Source organism: Hyphomicrobium zavarzinii ATCC 27496 (assembly GCF_000383415.1).
Lineage (GTDB): Bacteria > Pseudomonadota > Alphaproteobacteria > Rhizobiales > Hyphomicrobiaceae > Hyphomicrobium_C > Hyphomicrobium_C zavarzinii.
Map to the genome: position 1 here is coordinate 619,399 of NZ_KB911256.1, position 23,743 is coordinate 643,141.

At 65.2% G+C, this 23,743-nt stretch carries 20 protein-coding genes; 7 read left to right on the forward strand and 13 right to left on the reverse strand.

Annotated elements, in window-relative coordinates; all coding sequences use genetic code 11:
• Positions 1-16: 16 nt before the first annotated feature.
• From sufD to F812_RS0106955, 5 genes are all read right to left on the reverse strand, one after another.
• A complete protein-coding gene (gene sufD / locus F812_RS0106935) occupies positions 17-1,357 on the reverse strand; it encodes a Fe-S cluster assembly protein SufD (RefSeq protein WP_026867916.1) in 1,341 nt (446 codons plus the stop codon).
• Positions 1,358-1,404: 47 nt separating this feature from the next.
• Complete coding sequence (gene sufC, locus F812_RS0106940) at positions 1,405-2,160, reverse strand: Fe-S cluster assembly ATPase SufC (RefSeq protein ID WP_020085241.1); 756 nt, start codon at positions 2,158-2,160, stop codon at positions 1,405-1,407.
• A 70-nt stretch (positions 2,161-2,230) separates the two neighbouring features.
• Complete coding sequence (gene sufB / locus F812_RS0106945) at positions 2,231-3,700, reverse strand: Fe-S cluster assembly protein SufB (RefSeq protein ID WP_020085242.1); 1,470 nt, start codon at positions 3,698-3,700, stop codon at positions 2,231-2,233.
• Positions 3,701-3,811: 111 nt separating this feature from the next.
• On the reverse strand, positions 3,812-4,930 hold the full coding sequence (locus tag F812_RS0106950; protein ID WP_020085243.1) for a cysteine desulfurase family protein: 1,119 nt from the start codon (positions 4,928-4,930) through the stop codon (positions 3,812-3,814).
• A complete protein-coding gene (locus F812_RS0106955) occupies positions 4,927-5,415 on the reverse strand; it encodes an Rrf2 family transcriptional regulator (RefSeq protein ID WP_040497930.1) in 489 nt (162 codons plus the stop codon). Before F812_RS0106955 ends, F812_RS0106950 begins: the two co-directional genes overlap by 4 nt.
• Positions 5,416-5,712: 297 nt before the next feature.
• On the opposite strand from F812_RS0106955, the gene F812_RS0106960 reads away from it, so the two are divergent.
• The 3 genes from F812_RS0106960 (at position 5,713) to F812_RS0106975 (ending at position 8,155) form a co-directional block, all read left to right on the forward strand.
• Positions 5,713-6,483, forward strand: a complete 771-nt coding sequence (locus F812_RS0106960) for an alpha/beta hydrolase (protein ID WP_020085245.1) — start codon at positions 5,713-5,715, stop codon at positions 6,481-6,483.
• A 117-nt stretch (positions 6,484-6,600) separates the two neighbouring features.
• Positions 6,601-7,368 (forward strand): rhomboid family intramembrane serine protease, encoded by a 768-nt coding sequence (locus F812_RS22930; protein WP_020085246.1) that lies wholly within the window; start codon positions 6,601-6,603, stop codon positions 7,366-7,368.
• A gap of 178 nt (positions 7,369-7,546) precedes the next feature.
• Positions 7,547-8,155, forward strand: coding sequence for a hypothetical protein (locus F812_RS0106975; RefSeq protein ID WP_020085247.1), 609 nt, complete (start codon positions 7,547-7,549; stop codon positions 8,153-8,155).
• Positions 8,156-8,173: 18 nt separating this feature from the next.
• On the opposite strand, the gene F812_RS0106980 is transcribed toward F812_RS0106975, so the two are convergent.
• Positions 8,174-9,124: a DUF808 domain-containing protein gene (locus F812_RS0106980; protein ID WP_040497931.1), complete on the reverse strand. Its 951-nt coding sequence runs from the start codon at positions 9,122-9,124 to the stop codon at positions 8,174-8,176.
• Between the two features lie 125 nt (positions 9,125-9,249).
• Positions 9,250-10,368 carry an anhydro-N-acetylmuramic acid kinase gene (locus F812_RS0106985; RefSeq protein WP_342446741.1) on the reverse strand — a complete coding sequence of 373 codons (1,119 nt, stop codon included), beginning with the start codon at positions 10,366-10,368 and terminating at the stop codon, positions 9,250-9,252.
• A 132-nt stretch (positions 10,369-10,500) separates the two neighbouring features.
• Between F812_RS0106985 and tyrS the strand changes: the two genes are divergently transcribed.
• The gene (gene tyrS, locus F812_RS0106990) at positions 10,501-11,760 is read left to right on the forward strand and encodes a tyrosine--tRNA ligase (protein WP_020085250.1); all 1,260 of its coding nucleotides are present in this window, start codon (positions 10,501-10,503) and stop codon (positions 11,758-11,760) included.
• Between the two features lie 176 nt (positions 11,761-11,936).
• Here tyrS and F812_RS22935 read toward each other — a convergent pair whose 3' ends face one another.
• The gene (locus F812_RS22935) at positions 11,937-15,695 is read right to left on the reverse strand and encodes a YhdP family protein (RefSeq protein ID WP_198011148.1); all 3,759 of its coding nucleotides are present in this window, start codon (positions 15,693-15,695) and stop codon (positions 11,937-11,939) included.
• Positions 15,696-16,110: 415 nt separating this feature from the next.
• Here F812_RS22935 and F812_RS22940 point away from each other — a divergent pair, with 415 nt between their 5' ends.
• The 3 genes from F812_RS22940 to F812_RS0107010 all read left to right on the forward strand — a co-directional run bounded on the left by F812_RS22940 (position 16,111) and on the right by F812_RS0107010 (position 18,937).
• On the forward strand, positions 16,111-16,608 hold the full coding sequence (locus F812_RS22940) for a peroxiredoxin (RefSeq protein ID WP_051113786.1): 498 nt from the start codon (positions 16,111-16,113) through the stop codon (positions 16,606-16,608).
• A 427-nt stretch (positions 16,609-17,035) separates the two neighbouring features.
• The gene (locus F812_RS22945) at positions 17,036-17,530 is read left to right on the forward strand and encodes a bactofilin family protein (RefSeq protein ID WP_020085253.1); all 495 of its coding nucleotides are present in this window, start codon (positions 17,036-17,038) and stop codon (positions 17,528-17,530) included.
• Between the two features lie 243 nt (positions 17,531-17,773).
• Positions 17,774-18,937, forward strand: coding sequence for an NAD(P)/FAD-dependent oxidoreductase (locus F812_RS0107010; RefSeq protein WP_156827292.1), 1,164 nt, complete (start codon positions 17,774-17,776; stop codon positions 18,935-18,937).
• A 66-nt stretch (positions 18,938-19,003) separates the two neighbouring features.
• Here the strand turns inward: F812_RS0107010 and F812_RS26970 are convergent, their stop codons facing one another.
• The 5 genes from F812_RS26970 to F812_RS0107035 all read right to left on the reverse strand — a co-directional run bounded on the left by F812_RS26970 (position 19,004) and on the right by F812_RS0107035 (position 23,703).
• Positions 19,004-19,450 (reverse strand): hypothetical protein, encoded by a 447-nt coding sequence (locus F812_RS26970; RefSeq protein WP_020085255.1) that lies wholly within the window; start codon positions 19,448-19,450, stop codon positions 19,004-19,006.
• 111 nt (positions 19,451-19,561) lie between these two features.
• Positions 19,562-20,689: an ABC transporter permease subunit gene (locus F812_RS0107020; RefSeq protein WP_020085256.1), complete on the reverse strand. Its 1,128-nt coding sequence runs from the start codon at positions 20,687-20,689 to the stop codon at positions 19,562-19,564.
• Complete coding sequence (locus tag F812_RS0107025; RefSeq protein WP_342446744.1) at positions 20,686-21,930, reverse strand: amino acid ABC transporter permease; 1,245 nt, start codon at positions 21,928-21,930, stop codon at positions 20,686-20,688. The genes F812_RS0107020 and F812_RS0107025 overlap by 4 nt, the downstream gene beginning before the upstream one ends.
• Positions 21,888-22,919 carry an amino acid ABC transporter substrate-binding protein gene (locus F812_RS0107030; protein WP_020085258.1) on the reverse strand — a complete coding sequence of 344 codons (1,032 nt, stop codon included), beginning with the start codon at positions 22,917-22,919 and terminating at the stop codon, positions 21,888-21,890. Before F812_RS0107030 ends, F812_RS0107025 begins: the two co-directional genes overlap by 43 nt.
• Before the next feature lies 1 nt (position 22,920).
• Positions 22,921-23,703, reverse strand: coding sequence for an amino acid ABC transporter ATP-binding protein (locus F812_RS0107035; RefSeq protein ID WP_020085259.1), 783 nt, complete (start codon positions 23,701-23,703; stop codon positions 22,921-22,923).
• Positions 23,704-23,743 lie beyond the last annotated feature (40 nt).

The window sequence follows — 23,743 nt, forward strand, 5'->3', positions numbered from 1 at the left end:
CTCCTGGCGATCGGCGCTAGCTCTTGAGCGGCCGCGCGTGTCCGGCGAGCCATTGGCGCGCAAGGGTACGAAACGCATCCTGCACCACGTCCGGCTCCGCCTTGTCGATGGCCTCGCCGATGAAGCTTTCGACGAGCATCGCCTGCGCTTCCGCCAGCGGAATGCCTCGCGAGCGGAGATAGAAGATCAGCTCGGGATCGATCTCGGCCGACGTTGTGCCGTGGCCGCAGACCACGTCGTCGGCGTAGATTTCGAGCTCCGGCTTGCTGTCGAATTCCGCATCCGGCGAAAGCATGAGCGCCTGCGCCATCTGCTTGCCGTCGGTCTTCTGTGCGTCCGGGCGCACGATCACCTTGCCCTGGAACACCCCGCGCGACTGGTCGGCGAGCACGCACTTGATGAGCTCGCGGCTCGTGCAATGGGGCACAGCGTGATCGACGACCAGCGTCGTATCGGCGTGCCCGTTGCCGTTCGTGAGCAGCGCTCCGCCGAGATCGAACGTGGCGTGCTGGCCACCGAACGTCACCGAGAGATCGTTGCGCACCACGCCGTCTCCAGCCACGAGCTGGAACGGCCGGTAGCTCGACGACTTGCCGAGCCGCGCGACCGTGCGCCCCAAATGGATCGAACCGGCGCGCGAGATGACGAGCTTGACGTGCACGACCTCCGCCTCGTCACCGACGACGAGCTGCGTGAGCGTATTCGCCTGACGCGGCCCCTCGGAAACCACATGGCATTCGACGAGAACGACCTTCGCGCCCTTGCCGACGCGCACCACGTTACGGGTGACGACCGTGCGGGGCGTGGTGTCGGCATCGGAGAAGAGAAGCGCGATCGGCGTCTCGATCTCGCGGCCGTCGGCGATGTCGAGCACGGCCCCGTCCGAGAACAGGGCGGTGTTGAGCGCCAGCGCGCCGTCGCCCACATGCCCGCTCACCTCCGAGACCTCGCTTTCGAGCCAGGCCGGCGGATGATCGATGAGCTTGGTGAGGAAGGGACTAGCCGCTTCCGAGACCTCGGAAATGCCGCGCTCCGCGACGCCCGCGCCATCAACGAACAGCACGGCGGACTTCGAAAGGTCGGCTCCCGGCAGCGCGTTCTTGGCGACGGCGTCGAGCGCCGGCGCCGCGCCGGCCGCGGCCTTAGCAAGCGGAAACGCCTCTCGCATCAGCGCGCGCAGATCCGTGAATTTCCATTCCTCGACGCGCCGGTGCGGCAGCCCCTCGGCCTGGAACGCACCGATCGCGGCACGGCGAAGCTGGCGCAGCCAGTCGCCGCCCGGCAGGTGCGCTTCGACGGCCGCGAAAGCCTCGACGAGCGAGGTCTCCGCCTTCGTCTTGAGAACTTGCACAGTCATGGGTCGCCCCGTGGTCTGAGCCTTGATGGGTTGGGCCACGCTCATCGTCACGCCGCCTTGCCCTGGTAAGCCGCATAGCCGGCCTTCTCGAGTTCGAGAGCTAGCTCCTTGCCGCCCGACGCCTGGATCTTGCCGTTCGCGAGCACGTGCACGCGATCGGGAACGATGTAGTTGAGGAGGCGCTGATAGTGCGTGATCACGAGCATCGCGCGGTCGGGGCTGCGCAGCGCGTTGACGCCGTCGGAGACGATCTTGAGCGCGTCGATGTCGAGGCCGCTGTCCGTTTCGTCGAGCACGCAGAGCGTAGGCTCGAGAACCGCCATCTGCAGGATCTCGGCGCGCTTCTTCTCGCCGCCCGAGAAGCCGACGTTCACGGGACGCTTCAGCATCTCCGTGTCGATCTTGAGCGTCTCCGCCTTGCTGCGCACGAGCTTCATGAAATCGGGTGTGGAAAGCTCGGCTTCGCCCCGCTTCTTGCGCACGGCGTTTGCGGCCGTCCGCAGGAACGTGAGCCCCGCGACGCCCGGAATCTCCATCGGATACTGGAACGCGAGGAACACGCCCTTGGCGGCGCGCTCGTCCGGCTCCATGTCGATCAGGCTCTCACCGTTCCAGTTGAGTTCGCCGCTCGTCACCTCGTAGCCGTCGCGTCCGGCAAGCACGTGCGCAAGCGTCGATTTGCCGGAGCCGTTCGGGCCCATGATGGCGTGCACCTCGCCCTTCGGCACGGTAAGCGAGAGTCCCTTGAGGATCTCCTTGTCCTCGTCTTCGAGCTTCACATGCAGGTTCTTGATCTCGAGCATTCTTCTTACCTCAGTCACTTCTGTTCGGCCTGCCGTCGGCCGTAAATTCCGGTCTCGTGTCGTCGCGCCGTTATCCCACGCTGCCTTCGAGCGAGACGCCGATCAGCTTCTGCGTCTCGGCCATGAACTCCATCGGGAGCTGCTGAAGCACGTCGCGCACGAACCCGTTCACGACGAGCGCCACCGCTTCTTCCTGAGAGAGTCCGCGCTGCATGCAGTAGAACAGCATGTCCTCGGAGATCTTGGACGTGGTCGCCTCGTGCTCGAAATGCGCGCTCGAGTTCTTGGCCTCGATGTAGGGCACGGTATGTGCCCCGCACTTGTCGCCGATGAGCAGCGAGTCGCAGTTGGTGAAGTTGCGCGCGCCCGTTGCCTTGCGATGCGCCGAGACGAGCCCGCGATAGGTGTTCTGCGAGTGCCCGGCCGCGATGCCCTTCGAGATGATGCGGGAGGACGAGTTCTTGCCGAGGTGGATCATCTTCGTTCCGCTGTCCACCTGCTGGCGCCCGTTCGAGATCGCGATCGAGTAGAACTCGCCGCGGCTGTTGTCGCCGCGCAGGATGCACGAGGGATACTTCCAGGTGATCGCCGATCCGGTCTCCACCTGCGTCCAGGAGATCTTCGAGCTGTGGCCGCGGCAGTCGCCGCGCTTGGTCACGAAGTTATAGACGCCGCCCTTGCCGTCCTTGTCGCCGGGATACCAGTTCTGCACGGTCGAGTACTTGATCTCGGCATCGTCCAGCGCGATCAGTTCCACAACCGCAGCATGAAGCTGGTTCTCGTCGCGCGTCGGCGCCGTGCAGCCTTCGAGGTAGGAGACGTGCGAGCCCTTGTCGGCGATGATGAGCGTGCGCTCGAACTGGCCCGTGTTGCGCTCGTTGATGCGGAAGTACGTCGAAAGCTCCATCGGGCAGCGCACACCCTCCGGCACGTAGACGAACGAGCCATCGGAGAACACGGCCGAGTTGAGGGCGGCGTAGAAGTTGTCGCCCTGCGGCACAACCGAGCCGAGGTACTTCTTCACCAGCTCCGGATGCTCGCGGATGGCTTCCGAGATCGGGCAGAAGATGACACCGGCCTTGGCAAGCTCTTCCTTGAAGGTCGTCACGACAGACACGCTGTCGAACACGGCGTCTACGGCCACGCGCGCACCCTGCACGCCAGCCAGGATCTCACGCTCCTTGAGCGGGATGCCGAGCTTCTCGTAGGTGCGGATCAGCTCCGGATCGACCTCGTCGAGGCTCTTCGGGCCTTCCGTGCCCTTGGGAGCCGAGTAGTAGTAGAGGTTCTCGAAGTCGATCTTCGGATAGCTGACCTTCGCCCAGGTAGGTTCGGTCATGTTCCGCCAGCGCGCGTAGGCCTCGAGCCGCCAGTCGAGCATCCACTGGGGCTCGCCCTTCCGCTCCGAGATGAAGCGGACGATGTCCTCGTTGAGGCCCTTCGGCGCCTTGATCGACTCGATCTTGGTCTCGAAGCCGTACTTGTACTGATCGACATCGATCTTCTTGACCTGGTCGATCGTCTCTTGAACTGCTGCCATTCCATCCACCCAATTGCGTGCGGCCCGCCGAGGCCGCGCCGTATCTTCGAAGCTCGAAACCCATGAGGTCACTCATGGGCCTAATCTAAGCGGTCTGCCTGAGCGGCCTATCTAGGCCGCAAGCGATGCGCCGCCGTGAATCCGTTTCCATGCGGCGATGAACGCCGCGATATCCTTCTCCGTAGACCCGGGTCCGAGGCTGACCCGGATCGCGCTGCCCGCGATTTCGGGCGGAAGCCCCATCGCCGAGAGCACGTGGCTCTGTCCCACCTTGCCCGATGAGCATGCCGCACCCGCGCTCACCGCCAAACCCATTAGGTCAAGCTTGATGACGAGGGTTTCAGCGGAGATACCCGGAAGCGCGATCGAGGATGTGTTCGGCAGGCGGGGAGCCCCCGCGCCGATCACCACCGCCCCGGGCGTCGCCCGCAGCACCTCGCGTTCGAGCGTATCTCTGAGTGCGGTGAGGCGCGACGCATCTTCGAGGTCCGTCAGCGCCGCCCGTGCCGCCGCGCCGAAGCCTGCGATCGCAGCGACGTTCTCCGTGCCCGCGCGCCGCCGGCCCTCCTGGCCGCCTCCCGCGAACAGCGGCGGCAGCGGCGTACTCCCGCTGATCACCAGCGCGCCAACCCCCTTCGGTCCGCCGATCTTATGCGCCGAAAGGCTCATCGTCGTCGCGCCCAGCGTGCAGAAATCGATGGCGATGCGGCCTGGAGCCTGCACCGCGTCCGTGTGGATGTGCACGCCGTTTTCGAGCGCCCACAGGGCCGCTTTCGTCACGTCCTGCAGAACGCCCGTCTCGTTGTTGGCGAGCTGCAACGCGAGAAGGGTGCCGGGGATGAGCTTGGCCGCCTTGTAGTCGGCAATGCCGTCCGCCGAGACCGGCACGTCGATGACCGATGCGCCGCGTGAGGCCGCGATCTGCGCGGCGGGCGCACGCACCGAGTCGTGCTCGATGCCGGCAAGCGCGATCGCCTTCCAGGGTCCGGAAAGCGCCCAGGTGTTTGCTTCCGTCGCCCCGCTCGTGAACACCACCTCGGCCGGCTTGGCATTGACCAGCCGCGCAACGGCTTCGCGCGCATCATCGATCAGGGCCCGGGCGCGCTGGCCCTCCACATGCACGGAGGAGGCGTTGCCGAACTGATCGAGAGACGCGATCACGGCCGCGCGGGCTTCGGGCCTCAGCGGGGCCGATGCGTTGTAGTCGAGGTATGTGCGCGCCGAGGTCACTGCGCGGGTCTCTCCAATCCGGTTTCGAGAGCGGCGACGGCGGTTGCGCGTGAAGGCGCGCGTGGCGCAGCAAAGCGCGACATGCCGTCCACCACGTCGTTGAGGCTTACGCTCGCGAGAAACGTTTCGATCTGGTCGCCGAGTGCGGTCCAGAGATTGTGCGTCAGGCAGCGGCTCTCGCCCAGGCAGCCCGCAGCCTGCTCGCCGAAGCAGCGCGTCATGCGCGTGCCTTCCTCCACGGCGTTCATGATCTCCGCCACGTAGATGTCGGCGGCCGGACGCCCGAGCTTGTAGCCTCCGTGCCGGCCGCGCAGACTTTCCACGAGCCCCGCGCGGCGGAGCTTCAGGAAAAGCTGCTCCAGATAGTCGAGCGAGATCTGTTGGCGCTGAGCGACGGCCGAAAGCGGCACCGAGCCGCCGTTGCCGTGCTTGGCGAGATCGGCCATGGCCATCACTGCGTAACGGCCTCGTGTGTTGAGTTCCATCGGCTCCACCAACCTTGAACGCGCCGCGATACGGCGCATACCGCTTGCAACCAACCACCCCACGTGTGCTAAGGAGACGCGACGCGCTGGGTGCAGTCGAAAACTGAGCCGACGACGGCACACTTTCGAACTGTTCTAAATTGTAAGCGGAATATGAAAATTCCGAGCGGGGAAATCAAGCATTCTCTTGGGCACGATGTCGTGAACTTTGGATAACACGCGTTGTCGCAGGCCAATGGGCGCCCTTCAGACCCCAGCAACCCCTTCTAAATAGAGCTAAAATAGCGAGCAGGACCTATGCCCGAGCTGATCATTAATGGGCCTGCGGGCCGTATCGAGGCCCGCTACCACCACGAGCCGGCCAGCGATAGCCCCATCGCGCTCATCCTGCATCCCCATCCGCAGTTCGGCGGGACGATGAACAATCAGGTCGTCTACAGCCTGTATTACACGTTCGCGCAGCGGGGCTTTTCGGTCCTCCGCTTCAATTTCCGCGGCGTCGGCCGCAGTCAGGGCTTCTGGGATGGCGGCCCCGGCGAGCTTGCCGATGCAGCCTCCGCGCTCGACTGGCTCCAGACCGTGAAGCCCGACGCGAAGTACTGCTGGATCGCGGGCGTCTCGTTCGGCACCTGGATCGCGATGCAGCTCCTGATGCGCCGGCCCGAGGTGGACGGTTTCATCTGCGTGGCGCCGCCGTCGAACCTCTATGACTTCTCGTTTCTCGCTCCCTGTCCGTCTTCCGGCCTGATGGTCAACGGCGACAAGGATCGCGTCGTGCCTTCGAACTCGGTGGCGGAGCTCACCGGCAAGCTCAAGACGCAGCGTGGCATCAAGATCGACCACGAGATCATCCCCGGCGCGAACCACTTCTTCGAGAACAAGACCGAGGAGCTGGAGACGGTCGTCGGCGGCTATCTCGACATGCGCCTTGCGAAGGCCCTCGCCGACCGCGAGAGCCAGAAGGAGCGCGAGAAGGAGCGCGAGGCAGCCCGCGAGCGCGAGCGTGAGCGTGAGCGCGAGGAAGCGAGCAGCGGCGTCGCTGAGGTCGAAGACGGCGACGACGAGTAGTCGCCCTTACATCCGCGCCACCGCCGAAAGCTGCGCACACTGCGCCGCGTTGGCGCGCGAGTTCCCTTCGGATAGCATCGGGCGCATCATGCGTTTCGCTGCTCTCCGAGGCCGCTCGTGATCCCGACGAACAACACCATCCCCTACACGGCCCGCCCCTGGGCGACACTCTCCATCGTCGGGCTCTGCGTAGCGGCGTTTCTCTACCAGATGAGCCTGTCTCAGCAGGCTGCGGAGACGTTCCTCACCCACTACGCACTGGTGCCCGCGCGCTATACGGGTAGCGCATGGGCCGAGACGCACGGCGTCGCCCGCTTCGACCTCACGCCCGTCATCACCAGCATGTTCCTGCATGGCGGCATCCTCCACATCGCGTCCAATCTCTGGACGCTCTGGGTCTTCGGCCCCGCGCTGGAGGACCGGCTCGGCTCCGGCCGCTTCGTGCTGCTCTATCTGCTCTCCGGCATTGCGGCCGCGGTCGTGCATGTCATTTTCAATTTCTCCTCGGCGGTGCCCACCCTCGGAGCGTCCGGCGCGATCGCAGGCGTGATCGCCGCTTATGCGCGCCGCTTTCCTTACGCGTGGGTGAACATCCTCCAGCCCATCGCCTTCATTCCGATCTTCTTCATGATGCCCGCGCTCGCCTTCGCCGGTCTCTGGTTCCTCACCCAGATCATGCAGGCGGCGGGCTCGCTCGCGTTGCCGTCGGGCGCGGGCGGCATCGCCTGGTGGGCGCACATCGGCGGCTTCCTTGCCGGATGGTTTCTTCTGCGCCGGACAGCCCCGCCTGCGGATCCGGTGGAAGAAACCCACGCTGCGGCCCGCTCGATGATGTGGCCGTGGACTGTCTGGATGCGCTGGATGTCGTGGTGGTGGCGGCGGTAATGCCGGTGTGAGCCTGCGCCGGAAACGGCGATATGTCGTCGAGGATCGAGAGCCGCCTGTCCTCCAGTCTGCAGAATCCTGTACGGATTTGTAAGTCAATGATCCGTCACGAGAGCTTGACGCTCCGCATGCTGCGCGGCCAACTGGCGGCGGCGTGTAGCCGATCGACGGAGGGGTCATGCTGGGACGAGCAGGCGGCCAGATTGCCTGGCATACGGAGACCGCGGCTCGAATTCTGCGGACGACGCCACCCTGGGTTCTGCTGGTTCCCGCGCTCGGCGCGGTGGTGATCTATCTGCTCAACACATTGCCGGCCGTCGCCCCCTATCTCTCGAAAGAGACGGCGGAGATAACCTCTCCGATCATCCTGGCCGTTCCGCTGGTGATCGCGGCAGGGCTCGCCGCCACGAGACCCCGCGTCTACTACAAGTGGCTGGCCCTGTTCGCGCTGGCCCTCTTCCTGCGGGAGCTGCACTTCCAGGGCACCAACACCGGCTTCTATATCGCCATCGTCCTGCTGATCGGATGGGCCTCCTTTGCGCGCGATCGCCTGGAGCCCTTCATCTCCAACAAGGTGGTCGTGACCATCCTGATGTCGATGCTGTGGACGTATGCCGTCAGCAAGACCTTCGATCGGCGGATCTGGGATTCGCTGCTGCCGGCCGGCATCACCAATGATCTGTTCGAGGAAAACCTCGAGATCATGGGCCACATCATGTTCTTCCTGCTCGTGGTGGCGTCGCTGTTCGTGGACGGCGCCGCGGCGCCGTCCCAGCGAAACGAGTGAGCGGCGCACGAGCCCCGGTCAGGCATTCGAGCCTGCGAAAGGCACGCTGACGATCTTCACGACGATCGCCGTGAGCGCGCCCGCGACGAGGCCGATGATGGCTGCCCCGGTCGCGCTGGCGAGCCACGCGAATACGCCGCTGGCCACCGGAATGACGGAGCCGACGCCCTCGGATAGAGCGTGCAGCCAGTGCTCGGGCTCGCTGACGCCATACTCCTGAAGCCCGTGCACCAGAATGCCGCCGCCGACCCACAGCATGGCGAGCGTGCCGACCACACTCAGCACCTGCAGGAACGGCGGCATGCCGTATACCAGCGCGCGCCCCACGGGACCGGAGAGGAAGCCGTTGCGGCGGGCGAGGGCCACGCCGAAGTCGTCAGCCTTCACGATCAGCGCAACCGCGCCGTACACCGCGCCCGTGATCAGGATCGCGACGGCGGCGAGAACGATCGCCTTCGTCACCAGATCCGGCACCGTGATGTTGGCGAGCGCGATGGCCATGATCTCGGCGGAAAGGATGAAGTCGGTGCGGATCGCGCCCGCAATCTTCTGCTCCTCGAGCGCCTTGTCGTCGAGCGCGGCGACCTTCTCGACCGCTGCGTGGGTGCCGGACGGGCCCGTCACCCAATGCAGCACCTTCTCGAAGCCTTCGTAGGCAAGATAGAGGCCGCCGAGCATCAGCAGCGGCGTGATGGCTGACGGCAGGAAAACCGAGAGCAGCAGCGCCGCCGGAAGCAGGAAGACGAGCTTGTTCTTGAGCGAGCCGAGTGCGATCCGCCCGATGATCGGCAGCTCGCGCTTGGCGGCAAAGCCCGTGACGTAACGCGGGGTGACAGCCGCGTCGTCGATCACCACGCCGGCCGCCTTGGTGCCGACCTTGGCCGCCTGTCCCACGGCATCGTCGAGCGTCACCGCCGCGACCTTCGCCAAAGCCACAACGTCGTCTAAGAGTGCCAACAGGCCGCTCATCGCGCCGATCCCCCAGTGTCTGCAGAAAACAAACCCGTCCTGAACGGGCCGAGCATGGCCTGATCCGCGTCAACCATGCAAGGCCATGCAACGCGGAGGGGAAGGCGCCCAAAGGCCCGTTTTGCCTAGGCCGGGTCCGCCCGCACGCCGCCGGTCAGCGGCCCGGATACGCCCGTGGTGCCCGGAAACGTGATCGGAAGGCCGAGTGCGCTCCGCACGGCCAGAAAGGCCCACGCCTCCGCCTCCACCCCGTCGCCGTCGATCCCGAAGTCCTCGGCGTGCTGGATGTCGATTCCGGTTCGCTGCGCGATCATGGCGACCATCGTGTCGTTGCGCCGTCCTCCGCCCGAGATCACCAGCAGTTGCGGCGGCTCGGGCAGGTGCGAAAGCGACTGCGCGATGGAGGCGGCCGTGAATGCCGCGAGCGTGGCGGCGCCGTCCTCGGGAGACAGGTGCGCGACGGCATCGAGGCTGAAGGCATTGCGGTCGAGAGACTTCGGCGGCAACTCGGCGAAGTGGGGATGACGCAGATAGTCCGCCACGATGGACTCGTGCACCGCGCCTCCTGCCGCGATCCGCCCATCCGCATCGAACGGCTTGCCGAGCTTCGTCTGCACCCAGTCGTCGATCATCGCCGAGGCAGGGCCGGTGTCGAACGCGATCAGCGTTCCGTCGCGCCCGATCCAGGTGATGTTGGCAACGCCGCCGAGATTGAGAACCGCGACGGGCCGCTCGGCAATGTCGGCGGCCAGCGCCCGGTGATAGACGGGGGCAAGGGGGGCGCCCTGTCCGCCCGCCGCCACATCGGCCGCGCGCAGGTCGTAGACCACCGGACGCCCGGCGAGCCGCGCGAGCAACGCGCCGTCGCCGAGCTGCACCGTGAGCCGAGCTTCCGGCCGATGCAACACGGTCTGCCCATGGAAGCCCACGAGGTCGATGCTCTCGGGCGCGATTTCATGGTCCGTGAGGTAGTGCGAGATCGCTTCGGCGTGCAGCTCCGTGAGGTACTGCTCCAGCATCCGGAGGCGCCCGGGGCGCGCCCCGCGGTCCGTGAGCGTGGCGGCTTCTGCCAGCCCCGCGCGCAGCTTTTCCCGGAAGGCCTCCGAATAGGGATAGGTGGCCGCGTGGCTCCGGCCGTAGATCTTCTCCCCGTCGGTTTCGATAACCGCGACGTCGATTCCGTCGAGCGAGGTGCCGCTCATCAGCCCCAAAGCGCGCCAGACCTCACCCTCTCGCTTGCTCACGCGCCCCTCCTCATGCATGGTCCTGCCGAAACCGCGACCCCGGGTTGACCCGGTCCGGCCCCCGAGATCGCCCGATCTCGCGATGGGCGGGCGACCAAGCCGGCGGCGAACAAAAGGTCCTCGCAGTCCAACATGTCGAATTTCCAATCAGATTTTCTGAACATCCTTACCGACCGAGGCTTTATCCATCAGACCTCCGACGCGCAAGGCATCGACGCTCTCGCCCGCGCCGGAAAGGTGGTCGCATATGTTGGCTACGACTGCACCGCGCCGTCCCTGCACATCGGTCACCTGCTGTCGATCATGATGCTGCACTGGTTGCAGAAGTCCGGCGCCGGAAAGCCGATCGCCCTGATGGGCGGCGGCACCACGCGCATCGGCGATCCCTCCGGCAAGGACGAGACCCGCGTGATGCGGACCATCGAGGAGATCGACGCCAACAAGGACAGCATCAAGAAGGTCTTCGCCCGCTTCCTCGCGTTCGGCGACGGCCCGAAGGACGCGGCGATGCTCGACAACGCCGAGTGGCTCGCGCCGCTCAACTACATCGAGTTCCTGCGCGATGTCGGCCGCCATTTCTCGGTGAACCGCATGTTGACGATGGACAGCGCCAAGCTCCGCCTCGAGCGCGAGCAGGAGCTGTCGTTCATCGAGTTCAACTACATGCTGCTGCAGGCCTACGACTTCGTGGCTCTCGCGCGCCGTTTCGGCTGCAACCTGCAGATGGGCGGCTCGGACCAGTGGGGCAACATCGTAACCGGTGTCGATCTCGGCCGCCGCATGGGCCTCGAGCATCAGCTCTACGCGTTGACCTGCCCGCTGCTCACGACTGCCTCAGGCGCGAAGATGGGCAAGACCGCCTCCGGCGCCGTCTGGCTCAACGAGGCGCAGCTTTCAGCCTATGACTACTGGCAATACTGGCGCAACACCGAGGACGCCGACGTTGGCCGCTTCCTGAAGCTCTTCACGCTTCTGCCGCTCGACGAGATCGCGAAGCTCGCAGCCCTCGGCGGCGCCGAGATCAACGAGGCCAAGAAGGTGCTGGCCACCGAGGCGACGGCGCTCATCCACGGCCGCGAGAACGCGGAGGCCGCGGCACTCACCGCGAAGCAGACCTTCGAGCAGGGCGCGACCGCCGCGGGCCTGCCGACCGTCACCATCAATCTCGCGGATCTCAAGGCCACAGTCGGTCTTCTGAGCCAGTTCGTGGAGGCCGGGCTCGTAGCGTCCACCAGCGAGGCGCGCCGTCAGATCAAGAGCGGCGGTCTCAAGGTCAACGACACGGTCGTCACCGACGAGAAGGCCAAGCTGTCGGAAGCCGATCTGACGCCCGACGGCGTCATCAAGCTGTCCCTCGGTAAGAAGAAGCACGTACTGCTGAAGCCCGCCTAAGTCCGTCGCGTCGCGGCCTCTTCGCCGGTCTTGTTCCTGATTTGCGAGAGGTGCGCCGCTCGGCGTGGCCTCTGCATGGCGGGTGAGAACCGAGCGGGCGCAAGCAAAGTCCGACGTCACCCCGGCGAAGGCCGGGGTCCAGATACGCCCGCGTCTATCCACACAAGGCGAGGCGCTCAGGGTTGCTTCTTCTTCGTGCCCTGCTTCTGGCCACCGCTCGGCGTGGTCTCAGACGACCAGCCGTCGATCCCATCTTTCTTCCCGCCCTCGGTGCGGGCGGACGAGCTCGATGCGCGAACCCGGTTCTCGACCGGTGCGCGCTGCTCCTCGCGCAGCGGCTGCACCTGCGGGTTGGGGCTTGTCATCTCCATGATGCCGCGCAGGATGCCGGGCGTGAACATCGACAGCGGATTGACGAGCACCTGCGGCTGGCTCATCGAGCCCTGAATGGCATAGGTGATGCCGAACACGCCCTGGCAGTCGAAGCCCGCAACCAGCGGCCCCACGAGCGGGATGTCGCACACGGCGGCGTTGATGCCCTGCAAGGGAACGTAGGTTCCGCCGAGATTGACCCGCTGCGCATTGTAGTCGACCTTGCCGCGAATGGAGGCGCCGAGCAGCGGCCCGCGAATATAGGAGTCATCCAGCACGAACTGCCCGTGGCCCACGGAGAACGGCACCTTCATGCGCTGGAACTCGAACACCTCGCGCTCGACGGCGCGCTTCCTCTTGCCGCCGTCCGCCGCCCCGCTGTTGCCCTCGACGCTCGAATACACCTCGGAAACGATCGGGTCGCCGAGAACGCGGAAGTCCTCGATCCACAGCACGCCGCTCTTCTCGGCCGCGCCGCGCGCTTCGAGATTGACCTCGAGCTTGAGCCGCCCGCCCTGGATGTTGGGATAGAAGCCGATCAGCTTGAAGGCTTGCCCCGCGTCGGTGCTTTCGGCGTAGAGCTTGCGCGGCCCGCCGGGCTTCATCACCGCAACGAGCGGCTTTCCGCCATCCAGCGTTCCCTGCGCATCGAGCGAGACGATCTGGTCGTCGCGCTCCGAGAGCTTGATCTTGTAGCCGCGCAGCGAGACGTCCGAATGCCCGAGCACCGTGTCAACCTCGGCCGTGAAATCCACGCCCGCCGCCGGATGCAGCGGCTTGATCTCCGTGTCTGTCGTGTTGCCGAGCGCGAGCAGCGAGCGGAACAGATCCTTGGCGTCGAACGTCGAGCCCTTCGCCGAGATCGTCCAGATACGCTTGGAGTTGATCTTTCCCCGAACCTCGAGACGCGACACGACGTTGATGGAGAAATTCGGGAAATAGAACTCGCTGACCTCGCGTTTGTCGTCCACGGTCAGCCAGCCGTCGATCGCGATGTTGTCGCCGACGAGCCGGAAGTTCTTGAGATCGATCGTACCCGGCGCGGAACTCGCCACATCGAATTCGAGCGAGGCGATGCGCCCCGGCACCTTGCGCCACGCGAGATCGTCGAACAGAAGCTCCGCGTTTGTGAGATCGGCGCGCAGATGGATGGCCGGCGCGTCGTCCGGCTTGTGCGCCACGGTAACCTCGACGGCCACGTCGCCCTGCACCAGATGGTTGACGTCGAGGCCGAGTTGCGTGCGGTCGGAGTTGTCCAGCGTTGCTGAAATCCGCAGCGGCGGCTGCATGTCCGGCGGCGCGTCGAGGATGCGATGCATCTGGAGCTTCGCGAGCACGCCGTTGATGATCAGGTCGCCCTTGGCGATCACGCCGATGTCGGAGACGTTGATGTCGATGGTGCCGCCCTGCAGGTCGAGACTGTGCTCCTTGCTCTTTCCCTTGAGATCGCTGATCCGCGCCTTGCCTTCGGCCTTCACGACGCTGGCACCGCTGACCAGCGGCATGGAGATCTTGATCTCGCCGTCGACCTTTCCGTTCACGCCCTCGATAGGCAGCGGCCCCTGGCCGGCCAGGTTGAGCTGGCTTCGGTTGAGCGTCTCGATCAGCGTCGCAAGCGACGTTTGCGATTTCAGCGCCAGCTCTGCGATCGGCGCCTCGTGCGTCACATCCACCACCGTGAGGCGCACACCCTTGAGGGGAAGCTGCTGGGTGGGGCTTGCGATGATGGCCGCATCCGGCACCGTGACCTCGAGCGAGCTGTTCTCGAGACGGATGAGAGCCTGCCCCGCTTCGATCGGCAGGCTGCGCGGCAGGGGCACCATGCGCAGATTGCTGATCTCGATGCTGGCGGAGAGCCGCTCGCCCGCGGTGGGCGGCAGGGTGTTGTCCGATGCCGCGGCGTTCTGCAGGAACTTGCCGGAAAGGATCTTGAGAGAGGCCGCCTTGAGATCGGCCTTGTCCACCTGCGTGCCCACCCAGGAGCGGGCAGTGGGAGCGGCAGCGCGCGGCCACATGGCCTTCAGCGTCGAGAGCGGCATTGGCGTCAGCGCCGCCTCCACGCGCGTGCTCCGGCTATCGGCGCCGCTGATGATGTCGCCGTTCGCCGTCACCTCGCCTCCGCCGGCCTTGAGCGAGAGCTCGGAAAGCTGCAGCAGGCCTTCGCTCGGGATGATGCGCCCTGTGGCCTTGAAGCTGTCGATCGGGATCGGCGCCACGCCGAACTCCTCGGCCGCGAGCACGCCGTCGATCGATTGAAGCCCGAAATGCCACTGTGGGTCGCCCGCCGCGGCCGGGTCGCTCGACAGCGCTCCCTCGACCGTGATGCGGCTGCCGCCCCAGTCCAGCGACGAAGGCGCCAGGCTGAGACGGCGCTGCTCGGCGTCATAGAGCATGACGAGCCGCCCGCCGTCGAGCAGAAGCGGCGTATTGGAGAGTGAGGGCAGCCTGACGAAGCCGCGCCCCACGTCGAGGCCGAGATCGGCGGACTTGAGATCGCCCCCGCTTGAGAGAGCGAGGGTCAGCTGTCCCGAGACCGGCATGTCGAACATGTCGAGCAGGCTGAGCGCCGGAGAAATATTGGCGAACGTGCTCGGCACGAAGTCGTGCACCGTGGTGGTGACCTTGAGCGCGTTGCGCCGGTCGGTCTCCTCGGTCCGGAAGCTGAGCGACCAGGGGCCCTTCGGAGAGGCAACCGTCGCCGTTCCCGAGATCACGCTGCGCCGCTTCATGTGCTCGAGATCGACCGACGCCTCGACGACGTTGATGTCGCTGATCTCGCCTTTGTAGCTGACGGAGACGAGGGCGTTGCGAACGCCGAACTCCCTCAGCCGGGATGTCGCTGCGCCGCCGCGCCGGGCGCGAGCGGAGCTTTCAGAAAGAATGCGCGCGAGGTCGATGCGGTGGAAGGAAGGCGGCAGCGGCTGCGCAGCGCTTCCCCCGCTCTGCGCAGGCGGCGGAGTGGAGGAGGGCGCGAGCGGTGTCGACGGGCGGTCGGGCGCGATCCCGTCCGGGGAGGCCGCGGGCGTGTTGGCGATGCTGAGCGAGAAGCCTTGCGCCTCGGTGTAGATCACGGCGAGGCGCGGCTCGATGAGATAGACCCGCTCGGGCGCCGCATCGAGCTGCCACAGCGCGGATTTGTTGAGCTCCACGGCAGCCAGCGGCGCCGACGCCACGAGGTCTCCGTCCGCCTCGTTGATGCGCAGGTTGATGAGCCGGAGCTCCACCCTGTAGTCGTCGGAAAGCGTGATCACCGCATCGTCGATGTCGGTCTTGAAGCCATCCAGCTCCGCGTTGATGCTGGATTCGATCCGCTCACTGAATGACTTGAGCGAGATGGGGCCGTGCAGCAGCCGCACATACCCGATACCCGCCGCCGCCAGCGACAGCAGCACCACCGGGCCGACGATCAGCGCGAGAAGATGCAACCCTCGCAGCAGGCGCTGGAGGGCGGCGCTACGCGGGCGCGGAGCGCGTTGCCGGCGCGTGCTCACGTAGGGCGGCTCGCCGGGGGCTCTCGGAGGGGCCGTCTTGGGCCGAGGACTGCCGGAGCGTTGTGTCGTCATCCCCAAACGTTCTCCGGCGGACGAGGTTGAGAGAGGCTCCATCAGGGTCGCGCAGAACCATGAGGCGAGCCGATGGACTGTGTAATCCCGGAATGCGCATCCGGCCCGGGACGAGGCTGGAGTTTCTCCCGTTGTGGGCTGCGAGGCGCTCAGCGCATCGCGCGAAGGTTTTGCTGGCTCCTGCGGGTCATATCAAGCCCGTTTGCGTGCGGCGCCTTGCGCTTGGACAAGCACGGTCCCGGACAATCTTGGGATCGTGAAGCCGAGCTGTGGACCTGGGCCGAAAAACCATGCGAGCATGATTGGAGGAGCAAGATATCCCCGGATCCCCGATCCCGGTCCGATGAACTCTGAGCCCCCGCCACCCAAGGCTGCGATGTGGCTCACCAAAAGCGACAAAAGAAAGGCACGAGACATGTTGAAAGAGGGCGATTTGGCCCCCGAGTTCGATCTTCCGGCGGATGGAGGAAAAAGGCTTGTGCTCAAGGCCTTCCGGGGCGGCCCCGTGGTGCTCTATTTCTATCCCAAGGACAACACCGAGGGGTGCACGATCGAGGCCAAGGAGTTCTCCGATCTCGCCCCCGAGTTTGCGCGTGCCGGCGTGACCGTGATCGGCATCTCGCCGGACAGCCCCAAGAGCCACGACAAGTTCATATGCAAGCACGAGCTGGCCCTTCTCCTCGCCTCCGACGAGGAGAAGACGGTTGCCGAAGCCTATGGCGTATGGGTCGAGAAATCGATGTACGGACGCAAGTACATGGGAGTGGAGCGCGCCACCTTCGCGATTTCACCCAAGGGTCACATTGCGCGCATCTGGCGCAAGGTTTCGCCGCGCGGTCACGCCGCGGAGGTTCTTGAATGGGCACGCGGCGCGGGCGGCGAGACGAAGAAACCCAAGCGCGCGAAAAACTAGGGGCCGCGGGCCGCGACCGGCATGGAATGCGGCCATCCCGTGGCGCGGTAACCTCAAATCGATTGGCGTCTCCGCGTTCGCGCGAACCGGAGTACAACCTGCTCGATGCAAAGACCCCGCGCCACACTGCCGCCTGCTCAAGAAATTGTCTGTTGAAGCTTTGTGTGGACGACATTCAGGCACTTGCGGAGGGTGACCACTGCATGAAATCGTGCTAGTCGACATTGTGCGGGAGGACGCCGGGCGATCGTTGCAGAAAACATGTCGCCTGGGGCGCCGGTCAAAAGCCGAGCCACACCACAAAGCCAAAAATGGCGATCAGAAAATTCGCGCAAGGTAGAGCGTAACCGCGGAGATTCAACGGATGCTGCCCCAATTCCGGAAGCCGGAAAACGATAGCGCTAGACCCCAGCTCCCTCAGCCGGCCATGACAAACCTCGCTGTCCCGAATACGTCCTCTCCGTCGTCCCTCGGTGCGCGCCCTAACGGGGCTTCGTTCCGGCCGGGCGGGCCGTCCACGGCCTCCGTCATCGGACCGGATCTCGTGATCCAGGGCAATCTCACCTCCAAGGGTGAGGTGCAGATCGAGGGCGAGGTGCAGGGCGATATCTACGGCACCCATATCGTAATCGGAGAGCGCGCACGCGTGACCGGCGGCGTCATCGCCGAGGAATGCGTCATCCGCGGCCACCTGCTGGGCACCGTCCGCGGCCGCCGCGTGTTGCTCCAGAGTTCGAGCCACGTCGAAGGCGATATCTACCATCAGACCATGGCCATCGAGCAGGGCGCCTTTTTCGAAGGCAAGTCGCGCCGCACGGACGATCCGCTGGCTGGCTTGGTCCGGCCTGATCGCGGCACGGCCCCGGCGGCGAGCGACGATACGCTGCCGCCCCCTCCACCCGACGCTGCTCCAGGCATCTGAGCCTTCCAGGATCTGCCGAACATGTGGCGTGCGCCGACGGAAAGTCGGCGTGCGCTTTTTTTGTGCGGCCGGAGTAAGAAAAAACGGAGGGCGAAATAAATTAGCTGAGTCGCCCCGCTATGTTCCATTTTTGTTCAAGTCGTCCCCAAATATGGTGAACGCCTGTGGATAACTTGTGAATAAAGCAGAGTAAGATGATGAATTAAAAGCGTGTTCCACGAGAGAGAATCATAAGAGAACAGTGTGAATTTCCCCCCTGCAAGACGGCACGAGACGCTACCGGACATCGAGACGGCTGTGATCGGAGCCGGCGTCGTCGGATTGGCGATCGCCCGCGCCCTGGCCAGCGCCGGGCACGAGGTCATGGTGCTGGAGCGGCATGATGGGATCGGGCGGGAAACATCGGGCCGGTCGAGCGAGGTCATCCACGCGGGGCTCTACTATCCCTCCGGTAGTCTCCGCGCCAAGCTGTGCACCGCAGGGAGAGATCTACTCTATGCCTTCGCCGTGGAGAACGGCGTTCCTCACGTCCGCTACGGCAAGCTCGTGGTGGCCACGGGCAAGGGCGAGCTCGCGCGTCTCGACGCATTGTCGCGCACGGCCGAAGCCAACGGCGTGGCTGACGTCGTGCGTCTTGGCGAAGCGGACGTCCGCTCGCTCGAACCGGAAGTGTCGGCCGTCGCCGCGCTGTTCTCGCCCTCGACCGGCGTGATCGATAGCCACGCTCTCATGGTCGCGCTCGAGGGCCACCTCCGCGCAGGCGGCGGCGATGTTGTTCTCAACACTGAGGTCCGGCACCTGTCGGCGAGGAGCGATGGCCTCTTCGAGATCGAGGCACTCAGCGCGGGCCAGCCCATGACGCTTACGGCGCGCAATCTGGTGATCGCCGCAGGCCTCGGCGCGACGAAGCTCGGAAGGATGCTGGTTGCGGGCTCTCGCTACCAGCCGCCCGAGACCTATCCCGCACGCGGCCATTACTATGTCCTCGAAGGGCGCGTTCCCTTCTGCCACCTCGTCTATCCGTTGCCCGAGGCCGCCTGGCTCGGTCTGCATCTGACGCTGGATGTGGCGGGCCGCGCCAAGTTCGGTCCCGATCTCGAATGGTGCGGTCGGTCTGGTGCGGCTGAGGATACGTCATTCGATGGCCAGGGTGGAGAACGGCTCGCGTGTTTCGAGCGCGAGATCCGCCGCTACTGGCCCGGCCTTCCGGATGGCGCCCTCGCGCCGGGCTATGTCGGTATAAGGCCCAAGATCTATCGCAACGGCGAGCCAGCGGCGGACTTCGCGATCCATGGTGAGCGCGAGCACGGCATTGCGCGCCTCGTCGCTCTCTACGGCATCGAAAGCCCGGGCCTCACCTCCTCGCTTGCGATCGGCGAGCACGTGGCCGCGCTTTTCCGCGGCTGAGACGGCACGAAACGAAAAAGGGCGGCCCGAAGGCCGCCCTCTCGAATTCCAGGCTGTGCGCCCCTGCTAGGGTGCGGGTGCCGGAGCAGGCGCCGCATCGGGTGTCGGGACAGTGATGGTGGGCACTGCCACGCCCTCGCGATGCGCGATGAAGGTGAGCGATCCGAAAATCACAGCAAAGACGATCGCCGTGACGAGCGCATTCACGAAGCGGTTGGAGAACGACAGAATGTTGCCGATGAAGTCCACGACGAACACAACGGCGGATGCGATGAGCACGGGCTCGAGCCAAGCATATTCGGCCGGCAGGAACTGCGCCGGAATCGATTGAACTTCGGCCTTCGCGAGAAACGTGAGCGATCCGAAGATCACGGCGAAGACAATTGCCGTGACGAGAGCGTTCAAGAAACGGCTCGAGAAGGAGAGCACATTGCCGATCAGGCCTACAACGAAGACCACACCGGCGGCGATGAGCACAGGCTCCAGCCAGACGTATTCTGTAGGTAGAAACATGGATATTCCCCCAGCTTCACGCCACCTGATTTTGTTTTGATGGCGGCTAATCCTTATACCAGCAGGCCGGTTTTGTCATGCCGGTTCGAACACGGGGAAGATACGCAAGTCTCAGGAACGCACGCGGGAAGCGAGCTTTCGTTCTAGAGATGATGAGTATCGTGACATTGCAAAACAGAATATCCAAAACACCGCGCCTGCAAAGAAATACCCGGTTGCGGCTGTTTGCGGAGAGAACCATTTCGCATCAGCTTGAACGGATTGCTCAACAATTCCGATAAGATCGAAAAGTCCGATGATGAGTACAAGGCTCGTATCCTTGAACAAGGATATGAACGAGTTCACCAGGCCGGGAATCACCAGCCGAATGGCCTGGGGCAGAATGATGAGCCCCATTTTCTTCCAATAGCCGAGACCGAGCGCATCGGCGGCTTCGTATTGCCCGCGCGGAATCGCCTGCAGCCCACCGCGAATCACCTCCGCGAGATAGGCGGCCGAGAACAGGGCCACGCCCACCAGCGCGCGCAGAAGCTTGTCGATCGTCACGTCCGGCGGCAGAAACAGCGGCAGCATGACAGAGGCCATGAACAGAACTGTGACAAGCGGCACCCCCCGCACCAGCTCGATGTAGCCGATCGCCGACCAGCGCACGATCGGCAGGTCCGAGCGCCGCGCGAGCGCGAGCAGGATGCCGAGAGGGAACGAGGCCGCGATACCCACGCTCGCGATGACGAGCGTCAGCAGCAGCCCGCCCCACAGTGCGGTGTCGACGTAGGGGAGTCCGAGCACGCCGCCGCTGAGCAGGATGAACGCGATCACCGGAAACACCAGCAGCATGTAGAGAGAGAGGGCGAGCTTGTACGGCACGCCCGGCACCATCAGTGGCACGAGGCCCGCAAGCGCAAGTACGTAAGTGAGATTGACGCGCCAAAGCTCCGCATCCGGATAGCGCCCGTAGAGGAACAGCCCCATCTTGTGCGTGATGAAGGGCCAGCACGCCCCCAAGGGCGCCGCGCGGCAGGCGCCGCCGTCGCTTCCGCTGAACACGGCGTTGAAGACCGCCCATTCGAGGAACGCGAAGGCGATCCATCCGGCGAGAACGATGAGCGCGAGGCTGACGAGCGCCTGCCCCGGCGACGGAAACAGCGCCTCCCGCGCCCAGTCCAGAAACGCGCGCTGGGGATCGCCGCGCCGCGCGGCGTGAGGCGAGAGTTTCGAGGAGGAGCTTTCCTGCGTCATCGCTCGGCCCACGCAGTTCGGGCGTTGAATGCGTTCATCGCCAGCGCCGTCGCGAGGCTGATGAGCAAATAGACCGCCATGGTGATCAGGATCACCTCCACCGCCTGTCCGGTCTGATTGAGAACCGTGCCGGAGAACACCGAGACGAGGTCGGGATAACCGATTGCGACGGCGAGCGACGAGTTCTTGGTGAGGTTCAGGTACTGGTTGGTGAGCGGCGGAATGATGATGCGCAGGGCTTGCGGAAGGATCACCAGACGCAGCGCCTGCCGCCGGCTGAGGCCGAGTGCGGCGGCGGCTTCACGCTGGCCACGCGGCACGCCGGAAAGTCCCGCCCGCACGATCTCCGCGATGAAGGCCGCGGTGTACGTCGTAAGACCGATCAGAAGCGCAAGAAATTCGGGCTCGATCGAAAGTCCGCCTTCGTAGTTGAAACGGCCGAGCACGGGATAGCGCACCGTCGCGCCGAGGCTCGACCAGATGAGTACGATGACCGGCACGAGCCCGGCCAGAACCCATCCGGCGGAGCGGAGCGAGGGAGAGTGCGCCGGCCCGCTCTTCTGATCCTGTTTCGCGCGCCGCTTCAGCCACCACGCCAACGCGAGAGCTGCGAGGATCGAAAGCGCGAGCCATCCGCCATGCGCGAGCGCGATGTGCGGCAGATGCAGCCCGCGCTTGTCGAGATAGGCGCCGAACGGAAGGGCGAGCGCGTCGCCGGGCGCCGGAAAGGCGCGCAGCACCGCCACGTACCAGATGAGAAGCTGGAGCAGCAGCGGCACGTTGCGCACCAGCTCCACGTAGGCGAGCGCCAGCTTCGAGGCGAGCCAGTTGGGCGAGAGCCGTGCGATGCCGAGCACGAAGCCGAGGGCGGTCGCGAGCACGACGCCGAGCGCCGCCACCAATAACGTGTTGGTGAGCCCTACCAGGAACGCCTGCCCGTAGGTGCTTTTGCTCGTGTAGGGCAGGAGCGATTGGGAGACGTCGAAGCCCGCTGTCCTCGTCAGGAAATCGAAGCCGGAGGCGATGTTCTGCTTCTTGAGGTTGGCAGCCGTGTTGAGCACGATCTCGGTTGCGACGAGCGCGAGCACGAGAACCAGAAGCGCCTGGAATACGACGGCACGCACCTGCGGATCATACACCGCGCGAGTCCATGCTTTCCGGTCGGTGAGGCGAGTGAGGAGATCCGCCATCGCCTGCCTCAGCGGATCGGCGGGGCATACATCAGCCCGCCGTCCTTCCAGAGCGCGTTGCGCCCGCGCGCGATTTTGAGCGGCGAGCTTTCGCCGAGATTGCGCTCGAAGCACTCGCCGTAGTTGCCCACGGCCTTCAGGATGGAAACGGCCCAATCGTTGTCGAGGCCGATGCCCTTGCCGTATTCGCCCTCTGTCCCGAGCATCCGGCGGATCTCGGGATTGGCTGTCGTGCGCATCTCCTCCACGTTGGCCTGCGTCACGCCGAGCTCCTCGGCGTTGACGAGCACGAACAGCGTCCAGCGCACGATATTGGACCAGCCCGCATCGCCCTGCCGCACGACGGGCCCCAGAGGCTCCTTGGAGATGAGGTCCGGCAGCATTTCATGAGAGTCGGGGTCGGGCAGCCGCGTGCGCTCCGAGACGAGCTGCGAGCTGTCGGTGGTGAAGGCGTCGCATCGCCCGCTGCTGTAGGCACCGAGCACCTCCACCAGCCGCTCGAACACCACGGGCCGGTAGTCGAGCCCCCTCGTCGAGAAGAAGTCGGCGAGGTTGAGCTCGTTCGTGGTGCCGGATTGCACGCAGATGCTCGCGCCCTTGAGGTCGCTCACCGAATGCAGCCCGAGCGACTTGCGCGTCATGAACGCCTGGCCGTCGTAGTAGAGCACGCCGGTGAAATTGAGCCCTAGCGACGTGTCGCGGCTCATGGTCCAGGTGGTATTGCGCGACAGCACGTCCACCTCGCCCGATTGCAGCGCCGTGAACCGCTCCTTGGCGTTGAGCGGCACGAAGCGCACCCGGTTTCCGTCTCTGAAGATGGCGGCCGCCACGGCACGGCAGAAGTCGATGTCGATGCCGGTCCAGTCGCCCCGGTCGTTGGGAGCGCTGAAGCCCGCGAGCCCTGTATTGACGCCGCACACGAGATGCCCCCGCGCACGCACCGCATCGAGCGTAGCGGACTGCGCGGCAGCGAAGCCCGCCCCGCAGATAGTCGCGGAGAGCAGAGCGAGAAGGCCTAGAAGAAGAGAGCGTTCGCGCATGTCAGTGCTCGAGGATCTGGGAGAGGAACAGGCGCGTGCGTTCATGGCGCGGCGCTTCGAACAACACCTCCGGCGGCCCCGCCTCCACGATCTCGCCCCGGTCCATGAACACCACCCGGTCGGCCACCGCGCGCGCAAAGCCCATCTCGTGCGTCACCACCAGCATCGTCATGCCCTGTCGCGCCAGCTCGATCATCACGTCGAGCACCTCTTTGACCATCTCGGGATCGAGCGCGGAGGTCGGCTCGTCGAACAGCATGATGCGCGGGTTCATGGCGAGCGCACGCGCGATGGCGACGCGCTGCTGCTGCCCGCCCGAAAGCTGGCTCGGATACTTGTTGGCTTGATCCGCGATGCGCACCCGGTCGAGCAGGGCGAGCGCCGCCTTCTCGGCCTCGGCACGCTTCATCCCGCGCACCCACTGGGGCGCGAGGCAGAGATTGTCGAGCACGGAGAGATGCGGAAACAGGTTGAAGCTCTGGAACACCATGCCGACTTCGGAGCGGATGGTTTCGAGCGTCTTGAGATCGCGCGTGAGCACGGTGCCGTCGACGACGATCCTTCCGCCATCGTGCGTTTCGAGACCGTTGAGGCAGCGGATCAGAGTGGATTTGCCCGAGCCCGAAGGACCGCAGATCACGATCTTCTCGCCCTCGGCCACCTCGAGCGAGATGTCTTTCAGCACGTGGAAGTCGCCGAACCACTTCTGCACGTCTTCAAGAACCACCGCGCGGGCATTGCCGGACGGTCTCGCGTCGGAAGGCTGCGATACGGGCGCGCTCATCGGTCCTGCAGATGTTGAGGCAACTTTTGTGAAGTATGCC

What these genes read in the sequence shown, in the direction of transcription:
- sufD (WP_026867916.1), bottom strand. Translation starts at nt 1,357, where the DNA reads ATGACTGTGCAAGTTCTCAAGACGAAGGCGGAGACCTCGCTCGTCGAG.
- sufC (WP_020085241.1), bottom strand. Translation starts at nt 2,160, where the DNA reads ATGCTCGAGATCAAGAACCTGCATGTGAAGCTCGAAGACGAGGACAAG.
- sufB (WP_020085242.1), bottom strand. Translation starts at nt 3,700, where the DNA reads ATGGCAGCAGTTCAAGAGACGATCGACCAGGTCAAGAAGATCGATGTC.
- F812_RS0106955 (WP_040497930.1), bottom strand. Translation starts at nt 5,415, where the DNA reads ATGGAACTCAACACACGAGGCCGTTACGCAGTGATGGCCATGGCCGAT.
- F812_RS0106960 (WP_020085245.1), top strand. Translation starts at nt 5,713, where the DNA reads ATGCCCGAGCTGATCATTAATGGGCCTGCGGGCCGTATCGAGGCCCGC.
- F812_RS0106975 (WP_020085247.1), top strand. Translation starts at nt 7,547, where the DNA reads ATGCTGGGACGAGCAGGCGGCCAGATTGCCTGGCATACGGAGACCGCG.
- F812_RS0106980 (WP_040497931.1), bottom strand. Translation starts at nt 9,124, where the DNA reads ATGAGCGGCCTGTTGGCACTCTTAGACGACGTTGTGGCTTTGGCGAAG.
- tyrS (WP_020085250.1), top strand. Translation starts at nt 10,501, where the DNA reads ATGTCGAATTTCCAATCAGATTTTCTGAACATCCTTACCGACCGAGGC.
- F812_RS22935 (WP_198011148.1), bottom strand. Translation starts at nt 15,695, where the DNA reads ATGACGACACAACGCTCCGGCAGTCCTCGGCCCAAGACGGCCCCTCCG.
- F812_RS22940 (WP_051113786.1), top strand. Translation starts at nt 16,111, where the DNA reads ATGTTGAAAGAGGGCGATTTGGCCCCCGAGTTCGATCTTCCGGCGGAT.
- F812_RS22945 (WP_020085253.1), top strand. Translation starts at nt 17,036, where the DNA reads ATGACAAACCTCGCTGTCCCGAATACGTCCTCTCCGTCGTCCCTCGGT.
- F812_RS26970 (WP_020085255.1), bottom strand. Translation starts at nt 19,450, where the DNA reads ATGTTTCTACCTACAGAATACGTCTGGCTGGAGCCTGTGCTCATCGCC.
- F812_RS0107020 (WP_020085256.1), bottom strand. Translation starts at nt 20,689, where the DNA reads ATGACGCAGGAAAGCTCCTCCTCGAAACTCTCGCCTCACGCCGCGCGG.
- F812_RS0107030 (WP_020085258.1), bottom strand. Translation starts at nt 22,919, where the DNA reads ATGCGCGAACGCTCTCTTCTTCTAGGCCTTCTCGCTCTGCTCTCCGCG.
- F812_RS0107035 (WP_020085259.1), bottom strand. Translation starts at nt 23,703, where the DNA reads ATGAGCGCGCCCGTATCGCAGCCTTCCGACGCGAGACCGTCCGGCAAT.